15 protein-coding genes are annotated in these 17,363 nt (G+C 72.8%); 9 read left to right on the plus strand and 6 right to left on the minus strand.

What is annotated here, in order from left to right; all coding sequences use genetic code 11:
- Positions 1–323: 323 nt before the first annotated feature.
- Entirely contained in the window at positions 324–1,352 is a 1,029-nt protein-coding gene (locus ACIGJO_RS31745) for a hypothetical protein (RefSeq protein WP_399964115.1), read from the plus strand.
- 316 nt (positions 1,353–1,668) lie between these two features.
- On the opposite strand, the gene ACIGJO_RS31750 is transcribed toward ACIGJO_RS31745, so the two are convergent.
- Positions 1,669–2,841: a S1 family peptidase gene (locus ACIGJO_RS31750; RefSeq protein ID WP_399964117.1), complete on the minus strand. Its 1,173-nt coding sequence runs from the start codon at positions 2,839–2,841 to the stop codon at positions 1,669–1,671.
- A gap of 314 nt (positions 2,842–3,155) precedes the next feature.
- Here ACIGJO_RS31750 and ACIGJO_RS31755 point away from each other — a divergent pair, with 314 nt between their 5' ends.
- Positions 3,156–3,311, plus strand: a complete 156-nt coding sequence (locus tag ACIGJO_RS31755) for a hypothetical protein (protein ID WP_399964119.1) — start codon at positions 3,156–3,158, stop codon at positions 3,309–3,311.
- A gap of 44 nt (positions 3,312–3,355) precedes the next feature.
- Here the strand turns inward: ACIGJO_RS31755 and ACIGJO_RS31760 are convergent, their stop codons facing one another.
- Complete coding sequence (locus ACIGJO_RS31760; RefSeq protein WP_399964121.1) at positions 3,356–4,867, minus strand: carboxylesterase/lipase family protein; 1,512 nt, start codon at positions 4,865–4,867, stop codon at positions 3,356–3,358.
- 332 nt (positions 4,868–5,199) lie between these two features.
- Here ACIGJO_RS31760 and ACIGJO_RS31765 point away from each other — a divergent pair, with 332 nt between their 5' ends.
- Positions 5,200–5,847 carry an HD domain-containing protein gene (locus tag ACIGJO_RS31765; RefSeq protein ID WP_399964123.1) on the plus strand — a complete coding sequence of 216 codons (648 nt, stop codon included), beginning with the start codon at positions 5,200–5,202 and terminating at the stop codon, positions 5,845–5,847.
- A gap of 142 nt (positions 5,848–5,989) precedes the next feature.
- Here the strand turns inward: ACIGJO_RS31765 and ACIGJO_RS31770 are convergent, their stop codons facing one another.
- Positions 5,990–7,465 carry a UDP-N-acetylmuramoyl-L-alanyl-D-glutamate--2,6-diaminopimelate ligase gene (locus ACIGJO_RS31770; RefSeq protein WP_399964125.1) on the minus strand — a complete coding sequence of 492 codons (1,476 nt, stop codon included), beginning with the start codon at positions 7,463–7,465 and terminating at the stop codon, positions 5,990–5,992.
- 214 nt (positions 7,466–7,679) lie between these two features.
- Positions 7,680–7,832, minus strand: a complete 153-nt coding sequence (locus tag ACIGJO_RS31775; RefSeq protein WP_399964127.1) for a hypothetical protein — start codon at positions 7,830–7,832, stop codon at positions 7,680–7,682.
- Positions 7,833–8,223: 391 nt separating this feature from the next.
- Here ACIGJO_RS31775 and ACIGJO_RS31780 point away from each other — a divergent pair, with 391 nt between their 5' ends.
- From ACIGJO_RS31780 to ACIGJO_RS31805, 6 genes are all read left to right on the plus strand, one after another.
- Complete coding sequence (locus ACIGJO_RS31780) at positions 8,224–8,757, plus strand: DUF5709 domain-containing protein (protein WP_399964129.1); 534 nt, start codon at positions 8,224–8,226, stop codon at positions 8,755–8,757.
- Positions 8,758–8,856: 99 nt separating this feature from the next.
- Positions 8,857–10,299 (plus strand): NADP-dependent phosphogluconate dehydrogenase, encoded by a 1,443-nt coding sequence (gndA, locus tag ACIGJO_RS31785; RefSeq protein WP_399964131.1) that lies wholly within the window; start codon positions 8,857–8,859, stop codon positions 10,297–10,299.
- A gap of 120 nt (positions 10,300–10,419) precedes the next feature.
- A complete protein-coding gene (locus ACIGJO_RS31790) occupies positions 10,420–11,490 on the plus strand; it encodes a Dyp-type peroxidase (protein ID WP_399964133.1) in 1,071 nt (356 codons plus the stop codon).
- Positions 11,490–12,287, plus strand: a complete 798-nt coding sequence (locus ACIGJO_RS31795; protein WP_399964135.1) for a family 1 encapsulin nanocompartment shell protein — start codon at positions 11,490–11,492, stop codon at positions 12,285–12,287. Before ACIGJO_RS31790 ends, ACIGJO_RS31795 begins: the two co-directional genes overlap by 1 nt.
- A 223-nt stretch (positions 12,288–12,510) precedes the next feature.
- On the plus strand, positions 12,511–14,157 hold the full coding sequence (locus ACIGJO_RS31800; protein ID WP_399964137.1) for a PucR family transcriptional regulator: 1,647 nt from the start codon (positions 12,511–12,513) through the stop codon (positions 14,155–14,157).
- Positions 14,158–14,266: 109 nt separating this feature from the next.
- Positions 14,267–15,715: a diaminopimelate decarboxylase gene (locus ACIGJO_RS31805; RefSeq protein ID WP_399964139.1), complete on the plus strand. Its 1,449-nt coding sequence runs from the start codon at positions 14,267–14,269 to the stop codon at positions 15,713–15,715.
- Positions 15,716–16,072: 357 nt separating this feature from the next.
- Here the strand turns inward: ACIGJO_RS31805 and ACIGJO_RS31810 are convergent, their stop codons facing one another.
- Positions 16,073–16,426 (minus strand): GNAT family N-acetyltransferase, encoded by a 354-nt coding sequence (locus ACIGJO_RS31810; protein ID WP_399964141.1) that lies wholly within the window; start codon positions 16,424–16,426, stop codon positions 16,073–16,075.
- A 39-nt stretch (positions 16,427–16,465) separates the two neighbouring features.
- Positions 16,466–16,891, minus strand: a complete 426-nt coding sequence (panD, locus tag ACIGJO_RS31815) for an aspartate 1-decarboxylase (RefSeq protein WP_399964143.1) — start codon at positions 16,889–16,891, stop codon at positions 16,466–16,468.
- Between the last annotated feature and the right edge of the window lie 472 nt (positions 16,892–17,363).

Genomic DNA, 17,363 nt, shown 5'->3' on the forward strand with positions numbered 1-17,363 from the left:
GTTCTGCCGTGGGTGACGGACACCGGGCCGCCGGTACGGCACTTGAGCAGGCGGGGCGGGAGCCGGGCGGTGCCGGCGGTCCCGGTGGACCGTCTCCGACGCGAAGTCCTCGCGCGCCCGGCCACGGCGTCGTGTCCAGGTCCGGGACATCGGCTCCCGGGCATCGCCGCCCCGGCCGTTTCCTTCGTATCACTTGCTGATCGGACGACGACGGAGACGAGGCGATCCGGAAGAGGCACCCCGGGAGCCGTACCGAAATCCGGTGGATCGTCCGCCGAGGGCGAGGCACAATCCCCGGGGTACCGGGCCGAGGGGGAAGTTGTTTGGACGTGTTCGCGTGCGCCGGGTGCGGCACGGAGCTGACGGCGCCGGTGTCCCGGGTCGCCCTCCCCGTCCATACCCACCACGGGGCGTGGGAGGAGCTCCATCCACCGCTGATGGAGTCCGCCACCTACGCCGTCGACTCCCGGCCCACCGGACCGCCCTGGCGATTGTGGGAGGAGACCGGAGAGGACGCGGCTGCCCGGCAGGGCGTGTACGCGCCGGTGTACCGCGTCTCCTTCGGCGCCCGGAACAGGATCGTGATCGCCCCCGGCGACTCCCGGTCCATGGCTCTGATCCTGGAGAGATGCGAGGGCTACTGCCGGGGTGTGGACGGCCGGACCGGACCCAACCTGGCGTGCGAGGGATGCGGTCGGGCCGTGGCGACCCGCATGGACGACTGCGGGATGTGGCAGACGGTGTGGCTGGAGCCCGACGCGGTCGTACGCCGCCCCTCCGGGCTGCCTCCCTGCTGGGGCGATCTGGAACGCGCCGAGCATCGGGTCCCGCCCGTCGAACCCGACGGGTCGTGGAGCCGCCGCTGGGAGGCAGCGCTCGGGGTCGCGCTGGCCCACCTCGTGGCGACCACCCGGGACAGCCCGGTGATTCTCCCCGCCGGCCCCGTGGCCGAGCTGCTCGGCCACGCCGTCGACCGGTGTCTCCCCGCCGGGCCGGGGGCCCGGACCGTGGGACTGGCCGGCCCGGGGATCCACCCGCCCCGGCCCCGCCCCGCCATCCTCCTCGTCCCCCTCCACCCCCTCACGGGGGCGCCCTGGCGCCCGCCGGGCGATGAGGGCGCCGTGGTGCCGCTGGACAGCGGAGTCTGGGCCTACCTCGCCCACCCGGGCGAGACTTCGCCGATGCCCGCGACCGGCGTGCTCCCCGAGGGCGTCCTGCGCGACGACTACCCACTGTCGCAGCGCCCCTGGTACCCGCTGATGCCCAACCGCCGCGCCTTCGCGGACACCCTGGTCGGGCTGCCCGCCATACGCGCCCCCGAGCTGGGCAGGTATCGCGACCAGCAGCGCTGAAGGGTGCCCCCTACTCCCTGGCGGGCGCGCCACGACAGCTACGGCACCGCACGGCACCGCACGGCGTCGTCGTCGCGGCGTCCGCATACATCCAGTAGGCGGACGTCCCTCCGCCGTGCGGCACGCCGCGTCCGACGCCGCGCGCCGATCCCCACGGAAAGGTGCCGCCCGCCACCCGCGTCCGCAGCCGGCCGGAAGGCTTCACCACCCTGCCCGCCCGGACCGACGCCGAAGGCGGTCCCGGTCCCGGTCGGTCTTCGCCGGGACGCCCGGCGGTCCGGCCCGCGTCGCCCCCGGGCGACGCGGGCCGGGTGGATCAGGCCGTGTGGAGAGTCAGCCCGTAGCGGTTGAGGATCTCGTTGACCGGCTGGTGCCAGGTCTCACCACCGCCGCCGCAGTTGCCCCAGCCACCCGAGGTGACGCCCTGCGCCTGGTCACCGCTGATGAAGGAGCCGCCGGAGTCGCCCGGTTCAGCACAGACGCTGGTCTTGGTCATCTGATGGACGGCGCCCTGGCTGTAGTTGACGGTCTCGTTCTTGGCGAGCACGCTGCCGCAGTGCCAGTGCGTGGTGGAGCCCGAGCGGCAGACCGAGGCACCGACCGGAGCCTCGGCCGAGCCCCGGACCAGTTGGTCGGAGACGGTGCCCCAGCCGAGGACCACAGGGACGGTCCACCAGCCGTTGCCCACACTCACCCAGGCGTAGTCGTCGCCCGGGAAGGACGAACCCTGGAAGCTGCCGATGTCCGAGCCGTCCCAGCCGCGGACCGCCCCGCCCGCCTGGCCGCAGTGCCCGGCGGTGACGAAGCCGCCGTGCACCGAGAAGCCTATGGAGCACCGGACGTTGCCGGTGTAGTACGGGTCACCGCCCACCGTGCCCGCGGCGAAGGTCCGGGGAGCACCGGCTGTTTCCCTCACCGTGACGGGACCGGCCTCGCGGGCCCGCTCGACGAATCTCCGGACATCGTTGTCATCATGTGCGGAGGCGACCACGTTCACGACAACGCTGCTCGCCTCGGGGTCGACGTGCCAGCTGCTGACCCCGCCCGGTGCGGACAGCGCGTCGATGCGCTGTTTGGCGGCGTCGAGCTGCCGTGCGGTGTGCGGGACCAGCCGGGTATCGGCGCCGGTCTCCCGTACCGCCGCCGCGGTCCGGTCGTCGGTGATGGCGACGGTCAGCCTGCCGGTGCCCGCGTCGAACCAGGAGCCGCCGTACGTGGACCCCGCCGCGCGTCGCGCCTTCGGTTCCACCGCCGTCGCCGTCTTCTCGGCGGCCAGCCGCGCCCGCGCCTGACTTTCTGTCAGCCCGAGGTCCTTCCGCATCGCCGAGAGCAGGCCGGCGGAGGCCGGAGCGTCGTCGGCGGAGGCCCGGGTGCCGGTGAGGGAGGAGGGGGAATCCGCCGCGGAGGCCGAGGGCAGGCCGACAGCCGCCCAGCTACCGAGGAGGAGCAGCGCGGACAGACCGGTCCGCACAACTGTCGCGTTTCTCAAGGGAATGGACCTTCCTGTTGTTCCAGCATCGTGGGGTGGAACAGGAGGCATCCGGAGCGCATCCGGAACAGTCGACTGGGAGCGCTCTCAGATGTACCGCAACGGACTGTAGCCCAGAACGATAGGCAGGTCCATGCCAATGAAGGTCCACACCAATGAGCGAACCGGTGCGGGAACGGGGTTCCACCCGGTACGCGGCTGAGTAGGCGTACTCATCCGGCGCACCGTCAGCGGTCGTACTGTCGCCGTGGTACGGGGTGAAGGCACATCCCGGCGGAGCCGGGGGGCTCCGTCGGTGGAAGAGGGGGAAGTCCGTGGATCTGTTCGACTGGGAGCTGGGCGGCCGCAACGAGCACGGGGTGGAATCCGGGGGCGGCTGCTCCTGGGTCACCGTGGTGCTCATCGGGATCCTGGTAGGACTGGTCATGCTGGCGAGCGCGTTCTTCGGGTTCCTCAGGGGGCTCCTGTGACAGGCCCGTTCACCGCGGGCGGGCCGGGCGGGGACTGACCGCGGTCACGGGGCCAGCAGCGGGAGCCCGGCCTCGGACCACAGTTCGCGGCAGCCGCGGCCCGGCGCGGTGTCCTCCTCCCCTGCGGTACGCCAGGTCCTCACCGCCCGGGAGGGGGCGCCGAACCGGGGCCAGCCGGGATCGCCGTGCGCGGCGAAACCGGCCCAGGCCGCCAGCATGCGGCGCGACAGCTCGTGATCGTCCCGCCCCGGTACGCCGCCGGTCAGGAAGTGGACGCTCTCCTCGTCGAGGTTGCCGAAGGCGAACGGGATGTCCGCGCAGTGCCAGGCGCGCACCCGCTGCCCCTGACCACCGCGCTGCCGGGCGAAGCGCGACATGAACACCGTGCCGCCCGCGTCCGCGTGGGAGTCGGCGAGCCGGCTGCTGTACTCGCCGAAGAGCAGGTCCGAGTGGACGGCCAGATGCAGGCCGCGTACGGAAGTGTCCGGCATCCGTACGCGGTATCCGTCGACGAGCGCGGCGGGGAGGCCGAAGTCCCTCGCGAAGGAGGCAAGTTGCTCCTCCGTGGTGATCTTCGCACTGCTCCCGACGGCGTCCAGGAGCCAGTACTCCTCCGTGGTGTGGCAGACCAGCAGGTCCACCGCCCGGGTGAGCCCGGCCGCCGAGGCGGTGAGCGGGTCGAGAGGCAGGGTGTCCCCGTCCGCGACGGGTCCGTAGATCGCCGGGTCGTAGTGGCGCTGCCCGGAACGGGGGTCCCGACGGTACCGGTCCATGACCCGGTCGCCCGCGGCCACGAGACGCTGAGGCGACGCGGAGAGCAGTCCCGTGCGGGTGGCGGGCACACCGGCCGCGGCGGCGACCTCGGCGGTGGTGCGCGCGGCTTCCGTCACGGACGCGCAGGCGTTGACGGCACTGTGGACGATGGCGCGGCGGAAGAGTCCGCGTGCCCGGTCCATCGCCATCAGGCAGGCGACCGCCGTGGCTCCCGCGGACTGTCCCGCCAAGGTGACGTTCCCCGGCGCGCCGCCGAACGCCGCGATGTTGTCGCGTACCCACTCCAGGGCCGCGATCTGGTCGAGCAGCCCCCGGTTGTCGGGGCAGGGCCTCTCGCCCTCGCCGGCCGGGACATGACCGAAACCTTCGAAGCCCAGGCGGTAGTTGAGGGTCACGACGACGACTCCCGCCCCGGCCAGCGCGGTGCCGTCGAAGTCCGGCTGCGCGGAGGAGCCGAAGAGATAGGCGCCGCCATGGATCCAGACCAGTACCGGCAGTGCGTCCCCCGCGGTGCCCGGCGTCCAGATGTTGAGGGTGAGGATGTCCTCGTCGCCGGGTGACCAGACCGGCGCGCCCGGCAGTTCGGCGGACTGGGGGGCCACCGGCCCGAAGGCCGCACCGTCCCGGACCCCGCCCCAGGGCCGCGCCGGGCGGGGCTCGCCGAACCGGTACGCGCCGAACGGCGGAGCGGCGTAGGGGATGCCGAGCACGGCGACGACCCCGTCGTCCCGTACGGCGGTCCGTCCGCGCACCCGTCCGGACCTGGTCGTGTACTCGGTCATCTCCACTCCCCCGTCGTCCGTGCCCGGTTCTCGGTTCCGGGCACGGATGCAGCATGTCAGCGGGGCGGACGCCCGCACCAACACCAAGATCGCCACGATTGACGCACTGAGGATGTGAGTCGGTGTGCGGAACCGCCGGTGTCCGGATCTGTGGGGTGTACGGCCCGGTGACCATGGCGCCGCACCCGCGGACCACCGATGCTGGAGTGGTTCCGGGGCAGCACTGGGCGAAAGCCTCGGACCGCGGTACTGCCCATGACGGCACGGCCGACGACAGCACGGTCCGCGGCCCCACGACCGTACGACCACGAAGCGGAAAGCCGGTGAACACCATGACGACCGACACGCCTCTCGCGGCCGGTGTCCCCGTACCCGACACCAAGCTCGCGCGGGAAGCGACCGAGCTGGTACGCGACACCGCGAGCGAGCTGATCTACCACCACTCCCGCCGGGTGTTCTGGTTCGGCGCCCTTCAGGGCCGAAACCGCGACCTGTCCTTCGATCCCGAGCTGCTCTACGTCGGGGCGATGTTCCACGACCTCGGGCTCGGTGAGCGGTTCCGTTCCAGCGGCAGGCGCTTCGAGGTGGACAGCGCGGACGAGGCCCGCCGCTTCCTCCAGGCGCACCAGGTGCCCGAGGACAGCGTCCGCCGGGTGTGGACGGCCATCGCCCTGCATACGACCCCGGGCATTCCCTCACACATGGAACCCGAAGTGGCTCTGGTGACCGCCGGTGTGGAGTACGACGTGCTCGGCATCGGTTTCGGGGACATCTCCGAGACCGACCGGGCGGAGATCGTCGCGCTCCATCCGCGCCCGGACTTCAAGCGGGAGATTCTCGCCGCGTTCACGGACGGCATCCGGACCAGGCCGGAGACCACGTTCGGCAATGTGAAGGCCGATGTGCTGGAGCACTTCGTCCCCGGCTTCGCACGCGGTGACTTCGTCCGCACCATCCTCGACTCCCCCTGGCCCGAATGACCGGCGCGGTCCCGCGGGGCTGGGCACCCCGTGGCCGTGCCGGGTCTCCGTACGGCGTCCGGGCCGGCCCCTCCGTACGGAGCGTACGGAGGGGCCGGCTCCCACTACCGGTCCTCCGGCGGGGACCTCCGGACAACGGGCCCTATGTCCCCATCAGCTCACGCACCGTCGCCACGTCGCTGAAGGGCACCAGTTCGTCACCGACGATCTGGTACGGCTCACTGCCCTTGCCCGCGATGAGAACGACGTCGTCCCGGCCGGCCTGCTCCAGCGCGAACGCGATGGCCACGCGGCGGTCGGCGAAGCGCTCGAAGGGGGTACCGGTCGCCACCAGGCCCGGAGCGATCTGGTCCAGGATGACGTCCGGGTCCTCGGACCGGGGGTTGTCCGAGGTGAGGACGCACAGATCGGAGTGGGTACCCGCGATGGTCCCCATGGCGGCCCGTTTGGTGGTGTCGCGGTCCCCGCCGCAGCCGAACACGGTGATGATCCGGCCCCGGGCGAAGCCCCGGACCGTGGTCAGCACCTTGTTCAGGGAGTCCGGCGAGTGCGCGTAGTCCACGATCACCGATGTGCCCCGCGGGGTGTGGAGGCGTTCGAAGCGCCCCGGGATCTGCGGCATCTGTTCGAGCGCGCCGACCAGCCCGGTCAGATCGTGCCCCAGGAGATGACAGGCGGCCACGGTCGCCAGTGCGTTGGAGACGGAGAACCGTCCGGGCGAGGGGATCGCCGCCGGATACTTGACGCCGTCGTGGTGCAGGGTGAAGCGGGTGCCGGCGGCGTCCACGAGAAGGTCGGTGGCCCGGTAGTCCGCCGGGGCGTCCAGGGCGTACGTGGTCACCTCGCCCGGCATCACCGCCAGGATCCCGGCGCCCACCCCGTCGTCGGCGTTGACCACCGCACGCCGGCAGAGCCCCTGGAAGAGGCGGAGTTTGGCGTCCCGGTAGTTCTCCATCGTCCCGTGGTCGTCGAGATGGTCCTGCGTCAGGTTCGTGAAGACGCCGACGTCGATGAACGTACGGTCCAGCCGGTGGTTCAGCAGGCCCATCGAGGTGGCCTCCAGGGCGACGCTGCCGGTCCCCCGGTCACGCATGCGTCCCAGCAGATACTGGAGGTCGGGCGATTCGGGCGTGGTCAGTACCGAGGGCGGCATCGGGATCGGCTCGTCGCCGATCCGGCTCCCGGCGGTGCCGATCACCCCCACCCTCGCGCCCTCCGAGATCCGCAGCACCGACTCGACCATGTACGAGACGGATGTCTTCCCGTTCGTACCGGTGACGGCCACCAGGTCCATCGCGCGTCCCGGCTCACCGAAGTACCGCGAGGCGACGACGGCCGCCGCCTTGCGGGTGTCCGGTACGCGGACGGCGCACACACCCTCCGCGGAGGCCGGCAGCGGCGGTGCCTGACCGTCGACCAGGACCGCCACCGCACCCCGGGCGGCGGCCGGTGCCACGGAACGCGGGCCGCCCGCGTGGTGGTCCGGCACCGCGACGAAGAGCGAGCCCGGAGTGACCCGGTCCGTGTCGAAGGCGGTCCCCGCGGTGATGTCGGTCCGCTCCGGTACACCCTGGAGCACGAGGTGTTCCTGCCCGGCCAGTAGTTCGCTCAGCTTCACGGTGATCCCTTCGAAGGCGGCTCGGGCCCGGTCGTGCGGCCGTCGCCGGGCAACAGCACCGGCGGTGCGCCGGAAGCTGCGGTGATGCTGTGGAGCCGGTGATGGGTCTCGCGGCCGGGCGATGCCGGACGCGACGGTTCGGCCCGGCGGAAATACCGGGGTCGTGAAGGGAGCGGGCCGGGGCAGTGCCCCGGACAGAAACCGCTGAGGACCGCTAACCGTGGCCGTGCAGAGCGGTACGACACGCTCCGGAGGCAACCTCGGCGGGCAGGGCCGCCGCTGCGGGAGCCGCCGGAGCGGCGGCGGCCGGGCGCAGCGGGGAGACGGCCCGCGACAGGCACTTCCTCACGTCATCGGTGCGACCCATGGACCGAGTGTACGTCCGGCCGGGCGCGACGGAGCCCGTGCGGACCGCCGGTCCGGCGCAGGGTGCCCGCCCCCGGACGAGGGTTGCCCGCGACCGCACGGGGGCAACCCTGGAGCGTGTCCGGTGGGGCCGGCGCGGGCCCTGAGCTGCGAAGGAAGGCCCGCCCGCGCCGACGCGGGCGGGCCGTGCGCTGATCTTCCCTTTGCGGCCCCGGCCCGACCGGAGTGGAATTGCGTACAGGGGACGGTTGGGCGCCCGCGCCGTTCGGCACCGGGCTGTCCGCCCCGCCGGAGTGGACTGCCGACGTGGACCGCCGAGGACGGACCGCCGTAGTGCACTGCCGGAGGCGGACTGCCGCAAGCGGTGACGACGGGCAGAAAGGACACACACCATGACCGACACCGACCGGGGGGACGACGTCTACCAGCCCCAGGAGCCGCAGGCCTCCGACCCCGCCGACCTGCTCGATGCCGAGGACACCCTGGACACCTCGGGAATCACGGATGTCCTGGACGAGGGGTACTCGCCGCCGGACCGCCCGTGGGCGGTCGACGACCGAGGCACCACGGCGGCCGAGCAGCACTCCGGCGAGTCCCTCGACAGCCGGCTGACCAGGGAACTGCCCGAGATCCCGGTCTCCGCCGACGACGGCCCCGGCGACCTGCCCGGCGGGGACGGCGAGCTCTGGGACACCGAGGTCGGCACCGACCGGGCCGGGCGGCTCACCCAGCAGGCGGACGGAAGTGTTCCGTACACCCTGACCGCTCGGGACGTCGGGATCGACGGCGCCGCCGCATCGGCCGAGGAAGCGGCCATGCATGTGATTCCGGACGAGGAGGACGGCCTGCCGGGCGAGGTGCCGCTGCCCGCCGGTGATGGTGCGGCCCCCTCGCCCGGCAGGGGGGCGGGCGCCGGCACGTCCTGAACCCTCTGTCCTCCCCGCCGGTTTCCACTCCGGCCGTTCCCCCACGTCCCCGTCGTCCCACACATCCCCGTCGTCCCACGAGATTGCAGGAGTACACAGATGAGCGGCACTGCGCAGATCGGCGTCACCGGGCTCGCGGTGATGGGCCGCAACCTCGCGCGGAACTTCGCGCGCCACGGCTTCACCGTCGCCGTGCACAACCGCACCACCGCGAGGACGGACGCCCTGGTCGAGGAGTTCGGCGACGAGGGCACCTTCGTCGCCGCGCACACGCCGAAGGAGTTCGTCGCCGCCCTGGAGCGCCCACGCCGACTCGTGATCATGGTGAAGGCCGGGGACCCGACCGACGCGGTGATCCAGGAGTTCGTACCGCTGCTGGACGAGGGCGACATCGTCATCGACGGCGGGAACGCCCATTTCGAGGACACCCGCCGCCGCGAGAGGGAACTGCGCGAGCGCGGTATCCACTTCGTCGGCACGGGGATCTCCGGCGGCGAGGAGGGCGCCCTGCACGGCCCGAGCATCATGCCCGGCGGCTCCGCCGAGTCGTACGGGTCGCTGGGGCCGATGCTGGAGAGGATCGCCGCGAAGGCCCAGGACGGCACCCCGTGCACCACTCACATCGGGCCGGACGGGGCCGGGCACTTCGTGAAGATGGTGCACAACGGCATCGAGTACGCGGACATGCAGCTGATCGCCGAGGCGTACGACCTGCTGCGGGCCGTCGCGGGCTACTCCCCGGAGCGGATCGCCGAGACCTTCCGCGGCTGGAACACCGGGCGGCTCGACTCGTATCTGATCGAGATCACGGCGGAGGTCCTCGCCCACACCGACGCGGCCACCGGCAGGCCCTTCGTCGACATCGTGCAGGACCGGGCCGAGCAGAAGGGCACCGGCCGCTGGACCGTACAGATCGCGCTCGACCTCGGCGTGCCGGTCTCCGGGATCGCGGAGGCGGTCTTCGCCAGGTCGCTGTCCGGCCATGCGGACCTCCGGGAGGCGGCCCGCGCTCTGGCGGGCCCGTCGGCCATGCCCCTGGGCGAGGCGGAGGCGGCGGCCTTCGCCGACCGGGTGGAGCAGGCGCTCTACGCCTCCAAGATCGTCTCGTACACACAGGGCTTCCACCAGATCCGGGCGGGCGGTGAGGCGTACGGCTGGGACATCGACCTGGGCGCCGTCGCGTCGATCTGGCGGGCCGGGTGCATCATCCGGGCGGCGTTCCTGGACCGGATCAGGTCGGCCTACGACACCCGTCCGGAACTGCTGAGCCTGCTGTCCGACGGACAGTTCGCGCGGGAGATCGGCGCCGCGCAGGACGACTGGCGCGCGGTGGTCGCCGAGGCTGCGCGCCAGGGTGTTCCCGTCCCCGGGTTCGCCGCCGCGCTCTCGTACTACGACGGCCTGCGCGCCGGCCGGCTTCCGGCCGCGCTCACCCAGGGACAGCGGGACTTCTTCGGCGCGCACACCTACCGGCGTACCGACAGGGAAGGCTCCTTCCACACGCTCTGGGGCGGCGACAGGTCGGAGGTCCCCGCCGGGTGACCCGGCCGGGTCACCCGGGGTGCGGGCGGGCCGCGGGTGTGGGTAAGTGGCAGCGAGCCCCCGCCGGCCCTCGGTCCCGCCGATGCCCCGCCGATGCCCCGCCAACTCTGGAGTGCGCGCATGCCCGACGCCGTCCCGGACCCGGTCGCGGTCCAGCCCGTGGTCGCCCAGCTGACCAGCGCCGCGCTGATCCTGGTCGGCACGATCGAACCGGGCGGCGAGGCGGCCGTGCGTGAGGTGCTGCCGGACCTCGCGGCGGTCAGCCGTTCGATCGGCTTCCGCTTCCCGGACGCGGAGCTGGCCTGTGTGACGGGTTTCGGCTCCGCGGCCTGGGACCGGCTGTTCGACGGTCCCCGCCCGGCGCGGCTGCATCCCTTCCAGGAGCTGCGGGGCCCGCTCCACCACGCTCCGGCCACCCCGGGCGATGTGATCTTCCATGTCCGGGCCGAGCGGATGGACGTCTGCTACGAGTGGGCCCGGCAGCTCCTGGAGCGGCTCGGCGGTGCGGTGCGGATCGTCGACGAGACCCAGGGCTTCCGCTATTTCGACCACCGGGACCTGCTCGGCTTCGTGGACGGCACGGAGAATCCGGTGGGTGACGACGCGCGGTCCGCCGCTCTGGTGGGCGACGACGACCCCGGTTTCACGGGCGGCAGCTACGTCATCGTGCAGAAGTACCTGCACGATCTGGCGGCCTGGAACGCGCTGTCCGTCCATGAGCAGGAACTGGTGATCGGCCGGACCAAGTTCGACGACGTCGAGATGTCCGACGCCGAGAAGCCCGCCGACTCCCACATCGCTCTCAACACGATCACCGACCCGGACGGTACGGAGCGCGACATCCTGCGCGCCAACATGCCGTTCGGCAGCTTCGGACAGGGCGAGTTCGGCACGTACTTCATCGGCTACGCGGCCGACCCCGAGGTGACCGAACGCATGCTCCGCAACATGTTCCTCGGCGATCCGCCCGGTACGCACGACCGCATCCTCGACTTCTCGACCGCGGTCACCGGCACGCTCTTCCACGCCCCCAGCGCCGAGTTCCTCGACGCCCCGCCGCCGTCGCCCGCCCTCACCGGGGCCGGTGCCCGCCCGGAACCGGCGACCGCGCCGGACGGGCGGGCACCGGCCCCGGCGGTCCCGGACGACGGTTCGCTGCACATCGGCAGCCTGCAAGAAAGCGTCCAGTGATGAACAACCTCCACCGCGAACTCGCGCCCGTCACGCAAGGCGCCTGGGACCAGATCGAGGAGGAGGCCCGGCGCACCTTCAGCCGCCATGTCGCCGGCCGCCGGGTGGTGGACGTGACCGACCCGGACGGGCCGGGGCTGGCCGCGATCGGCGACGGTCACCTCCGTGACATCGACCCGCCCACCCCGGACGTGCTGGCCAGGGCCCGTACCTCGATGCCGCTCATCGAGTGGAAGGTGCCGTTCACGGTGACCCGGGCGGCCGTGGACGATGTCGAACGGGGCTCCGACGACAGCGACTGGCAGCCCGTCAAGGACGCGGCCCGCACCTGTGCGTTCGCCGAGGACATGGCCGTCATCGACGGCTACCCGGCGGCGGGGATCACCGGTCTGCGGGACGGTTCCTCGCACACCCCGCTCCCGCTGCCGGCCGATGCGCGGGACTACCCGGCGGCGGTCAGCCAGGCCCTGACGCGGCTGCGGCTCGCCGGGGTCGACGGACCGTACCGGCTGCTGCTGGGTGCCGACGCGTTCACCGAGGCCACCGAGACCTCCGACCACGGCTATCCGGTGGCCACCCATCTGGGGCGTCTGCTGGACGACCAGATCCTGTGGGCGCCCGCCGTGACGGGCGGGGTCCTGCTGTCCACCCGCGGCGGCGACTTCGAACTGCGGCTCGGCCAGGATCTTTCGATCGGCTACCAGGACCACGACGCCACGAGCATCCGCCTCTACTTCCACCAGGCCTTCACCTTCCGGATGCTGACGCCGGAGGCCGTGGTCCCGCTCATCGCCTGAAAGGACCACGGCGGCTGGGGCGCGGTCGGCCACGCGGGCCGTCGACGCTCAGCCGCGGAACCACGGCAGAGTCCCTTCCGCACCACGCTCGGACCGCTCGGAACCCGCACCGGTGGCGCCGGGCCCGGCGCTGGAGGCGGCGCCGGAAGGCCGGGCGAGGGCGTGTCCGGGCGATTCCGCCGGCACGGTCCGCCCCGCCGGTCCCGCCCGTATGCTCGGTTCCATGGACAGCGGACCGCCGCACGAGGTGACGGCGGCCGGGCCCACGCTCCGGGAGATCCTGGCGTTCGACGACAGCGGGGCGCTGCGGCTGCTGCTGGCCCCCGCCGGGCAGGATGTCGCGGTCCGGGGTGTGACGCTCGGCGACGAGGGGGCGGACCGGCCCGCCGGGGCGCACATCGTCCTGGCGGTCGGGGCGTCCACGGCCCTGGCCGAGGCGGCTCGGCCGGTGTTCCGCGCGGCCCGGCAGGGTGCCTGTGCCGTGGTGCTGCGCGAGGCGGAGGGAGCCGCCGCCGCTCCCGAAGTGCTCGCCGCGGCCGAGGAGTCGGGAATCGCGCTGCTGGCCCGCGCGGCGTGGGCGGACTGGACCGACACCGCGACGCTGCTGCGCTCCGCGCTCGCGTACGCCCGCGCGGGCCGCAGCGGTCACCCGCCGGCGGACGGCACTGCGGCGGGCGGGCTGAGCGCGCTCGCCGCGTCCATCGCCCGGTCGACCGGCGGCTCGATCACCATCGAGGACACCGGCTTCCGGGTGCTGGCCCACTCGGCCACCCGGCCCGAGGCCGACGGGGTGCGCCGGTCCACGATCCTGGGCGGCCGGGTCCCCGAGTGGCGGGTGGCCGAGCTGCGCCGCAGCGGGATCCTGCGGAATCTGTGGACCTCACGCGACGTCATTCACCGCCCGGCGGACGGCGACAGCCCCGAGCGCCTGGTCATCGCCGTGCGCAGCGGCCCGGAGGTGCTCGGCTCGATCTGGGCCGCCGCGGACGGCCGCCCCCTGTCCCCGCGGGCCGGGGAGGCGCTGCGCCGCGCCGCCGGGGCCGTGGCGCCCCATCTCGTGCGGCACCGGCTGAACGAGAGCGGCGCCGTACGCCGTCGCGACGATGCCCTGCGCGGGCTGCTGTACGGGCGGGGGGACCGCCGTACCCACGCCTGGTCGCTGGGCCTGGCACCGGACGCTCCGTGTGCGGTCCTGGCCGTGGTCCCGGACCCTGCGGCCGGTTCGCCGTCGTCCGCCGGCCGCGCGCTGGATGTGCTCGCCCTGCACGCCACCGCGTACCGCCGTGCGGTGCTGGTCCTGCGCGAACGGGCGCGGCTGCTGGTGCTGCTGCCCGGCGAGCGGGGGCAGGACCGCGAGGCGCTCGCTCTGGCCCGGGAGCTGGACCGGGTGGCGGGGTCACTGCCCGGCGGCGTTCCGGTCCGGATCGGGGCCGGATCCGTGGCCTCGTCCGCGCTCGGCGCCGCAGACTCGCTGGAGGAGGCCGTGCTCGTCGTCCGGGTGCTGCGCGAGCGGGAGCACCGTGGCGGGGACGGCGCCCCGGTGCGGTACGCCGGGGCGTCCGGGGTACGGACGGCCCTCGATGTGCTGCGCGTGCTGGATACCGTACGGCCGTTGTGGGAGGCGGGCAGCGGGCCGGTGCACGACCTGGTCGCCGCCGATCTCGCGGCAGGCGGCGAGCTGGTCCGCACGCTCGCCGCCTACTTCGACGCCGCGGGCGATGTGACCAGGGCCGCGCACCGGCTCGTGCTGCATCCCAACACGCTGCGCTACCGGCTGCGGCGCGTACGGGAGAGGTTCGGCGTCGACGTGGACGACCCGGACACCCGGCTGCTTCTGACCCTGGCCGTGCGCCTGACGGGTGAGGTTTGAGGAGTTCGGCGGGTTTCCGTACGGCGGTTGACCGTACGGACAAGGATCGGCGCCAGGCTTGTCCTTCCCGACAAAGACCCATGGGGTTCCCATCACCGATTCTCACCGTATGACGCAGACATCCGCACAGTCCGCCGCCTCCACGCCCCCCGCCGCCTCCGCACAGTCCACCGCCTCCGCACCGTCCGCCACCTCCGCACCGTCCGCCGCCTCCGGACGTTCCGCGTCCGTCGCCGACGCCGTCCGCGCGGCCGTCGAGCAGGGCCTGCTGGGCGAGCACAGCCCCGTCGCGGGCTTCATCGACACCGACGGGGTACGTGATTCCGTCGCCGCGCTGCGGGACGCGTTCGCCGCGACGCCGGATGTGCTCCACACCTTCGCGGCGAAGGCCGCCGCCCTGATCCCGGTGCTGCGGCTGCTGGCCGACTGCGGGATGGGGTGCGAGGTGGCGAGCCCGGGTGAACTGAGGCTCGCCCTGGACGCCGGGTTCGCGCCCTCGGCCATCGTCCTGGACTCCCCCGTCAAGACGCGCGAGGAGATCCGGCTGGCGCTCGCGCTGGGCGTGGCCGTCAACGCCGACAGCCTGGACGAGCTGCGGCGTATCGACGAACTGCGCTCCCCGGACACCGGGTCCGTCCTCGGGCTGCGGGTCAATCCGCAGGTGGGCGGCGGTTCCATCGGGGCGATGAGCACGGCGACGGCCACCTCGAAGTTCGGGGTGGCGCTGCGCGACGCGGGAGCCCGCGAGGCAGTGGTCCGGGCCTTCGCGGAACGGCCCTGGCTGACCCGGCTGCACGCCCATGTGGGTTCCCAGGGCTGCCCGTTGGAACTCATCGCGGCGGGCATCGGCGAGACCTACCGGCTGGCCGAGGAGATCAACGGTCGTCTGGGGACCCGGCAGATCACCAGCCTCGACATCGGCGGCGGGCTTCCGGTCAACTTCGACGACGACACGGTCCGGCCGTCCTACACCGATTACGTGGCGGCCCTCACGGAGGCGGTACCCGGCCTCTTCGACGGCCGCTACGCGCTCGTCACCGAGTTCGGCCGGTCCCTGCTCGCGAAGAACGGCTTCATCGGAGCCCTCGTGGAGTACACGAAGGACGCGGGCGGACGCCGCGTCGCGCTCACCCATGCGGGTGCGCAGACCGCCACCCGTACGGTTCTCATGCCGGACGCCTGGCCGTTGCGGGTCGGGGCTTTCGGTGCGGACGGGCGCCCCAAGGAGGGGCCGCCGCTGGCCCAGGACATCGCGGGTCCGTGCTGCTTCGCCGGGGACGTGGTGGCGCACCGCCGGGAGCTGCCGGAGCTGCGCGAGGGCGACTTCGTCGTGCTGTACGACACGGGTGCCTACTACTTCTCCGCCCCGTGGGCGTACAACAGCCTGCCGCGGCCCGCCGTGCACGGCTTCCGGGCCACCGCGGGCCGCGGTGCGGCCGGGGTGGTGTTCGCCCCGGTGCGCGACGCCCAGTCGCTGGACGCGATCGCGGCGGAGAGCGGCCTCGCCCACGCCGACGCGCTGACCGGGCCCGGCGGCGGGCCCGCCCGGCCCGCCTGAGGGTCCGCGTGCCGGACCGGGGGCTCAGCGGCTCACCCGGTGGGCTGGGGCGAGGGCTCCGGCTCGGGCACCGGGTCGGGGTCGGGCGACGGCGGCTGCGGAATCGGGTCGGGCGACGGGCCCGGGGGCATCGGGCCGGGCCGTACGGGCGGCGGGCCCGGTACCGGTGCGGGCGGTCCGGGCACCGGTGCGGGGGTCGGCGCCGGCGGTACCGGGTCGGGGTACGGGTGGGTCATCTCGGACCTCCAAAGCGTCGGGAGTCTTTCCGGTGAAGCTCGTCTCCACCGTCTCCCGCTGCGGCTGCCCGCGCCTGTCGAGTCCACACATGTGCCCCGTACGCCCCACGGCGCCGACGGGTCAGAACAGCTCGGGGTGCGACCTGAGCTGCCGCTCCGCCTCCAGGACCAGCTCCGCGGGGGCGGCGGGCGCCTGCTCCGGGTGGCGCTGCGCCCATTTCGCCGCGTACGGGCAGAGCGGGACGACGGGGACGCCTTCACGGGCCGCCATGGCGTAGAACTCCGCCACGAGGGCGCCCGCGATGCCCTTGCCCTCGTGGCCCGGCTCGACGACGGTGTGCACGGCGACGAGGGCACCGGGCGCGGGGTCCATGACGAAGTACGCGATGACCCCGGCGGCCTTGCCGTCCTCGTAGGCCACGAGGTTGCCGTGTTCCCGGTCGTCCCGGATGCCGACCGCTGAGTTCCCTGCCATGACGGTGCTCCTGTCGCCTGCGGGCGTGGACGGTGCGCTTCAGCCTGCCGTGGGCACCGCGTGCGGCCCACGCCGCGTACGGGTCCCGGGAACGGGTGCGGAGGCGTCGTGTCCGAGGGCGACGATCCGGTTGTCCGCGTCGACATGGACCACTCGTGGAGTCAGGGCGCGCGCCTCGGCGTCGTCGACCTGCGCGTAGCTGATCAGGATGACCAGGTCGCCGGGGTGAACCAGATGGGCGGCCGCCCCGTTGATGCCGATGACACCCGAACCGCGCTCACCCTCGATGACGTACGTCTCCAGGCGTGCACCGTTGTCGATGTCGACTATATGCACCAGTTCACCGGGCAGCAGATCGGCGGCCTCCATCAGCTCGCCGTCGATGGTCACGGATCCGACATAGTGCAGGTCGGCCTGCGTCACCGTGGCCCGGTGAATCTTGGACTTGAACATGGTGCGTATCACTGAGGCACTCCCGAACATAGGCTCCCTGCCTGCATTTTTGCAGGTCAAGTGCTGTTTTCCTACCTTACAACGAGTCGCAAGTTCGGTCAGCTTTCCCCAGGTATTTGAGGACTGATGCTCACCACTTGCTCACTTTTCTGACCCCCCGTCAGGCAGATCGGAGGGGATCCACGGACAACCTGTGGCCGTCCCACCGCGACGACGACGCCAGCCTACGCAACCACCTGGGGCATCCTCGGGGCCGCCCCCATCCCCCTCCACACCCTGGCTCCGCTCCTGGCGCGAGGGGGCGGGTGACCACGGAGCCGGGCTACGCCTCCGCTACCGAGACACCCCCTGCCCACCAGCTAGTAAGAGCGGGAATGCACAACTTAGAGCGACCGGCAAATGGATCACTTGAGGCGTCGGGTGGTGGGGCGGCCGTCCCAGCGGTAGCGGCTCGTCGAGCGTCGGATGAGCATGCGGAGCGTGA

This window comes from Streptomyces sp. NPDC079020 (genome assembly GCF_044542225.1).
Lineage (GTDB): Bacteria > Actinomycetota > Actinomycetes > Streptomycetales > Streptomycetaceae > Streptomyces.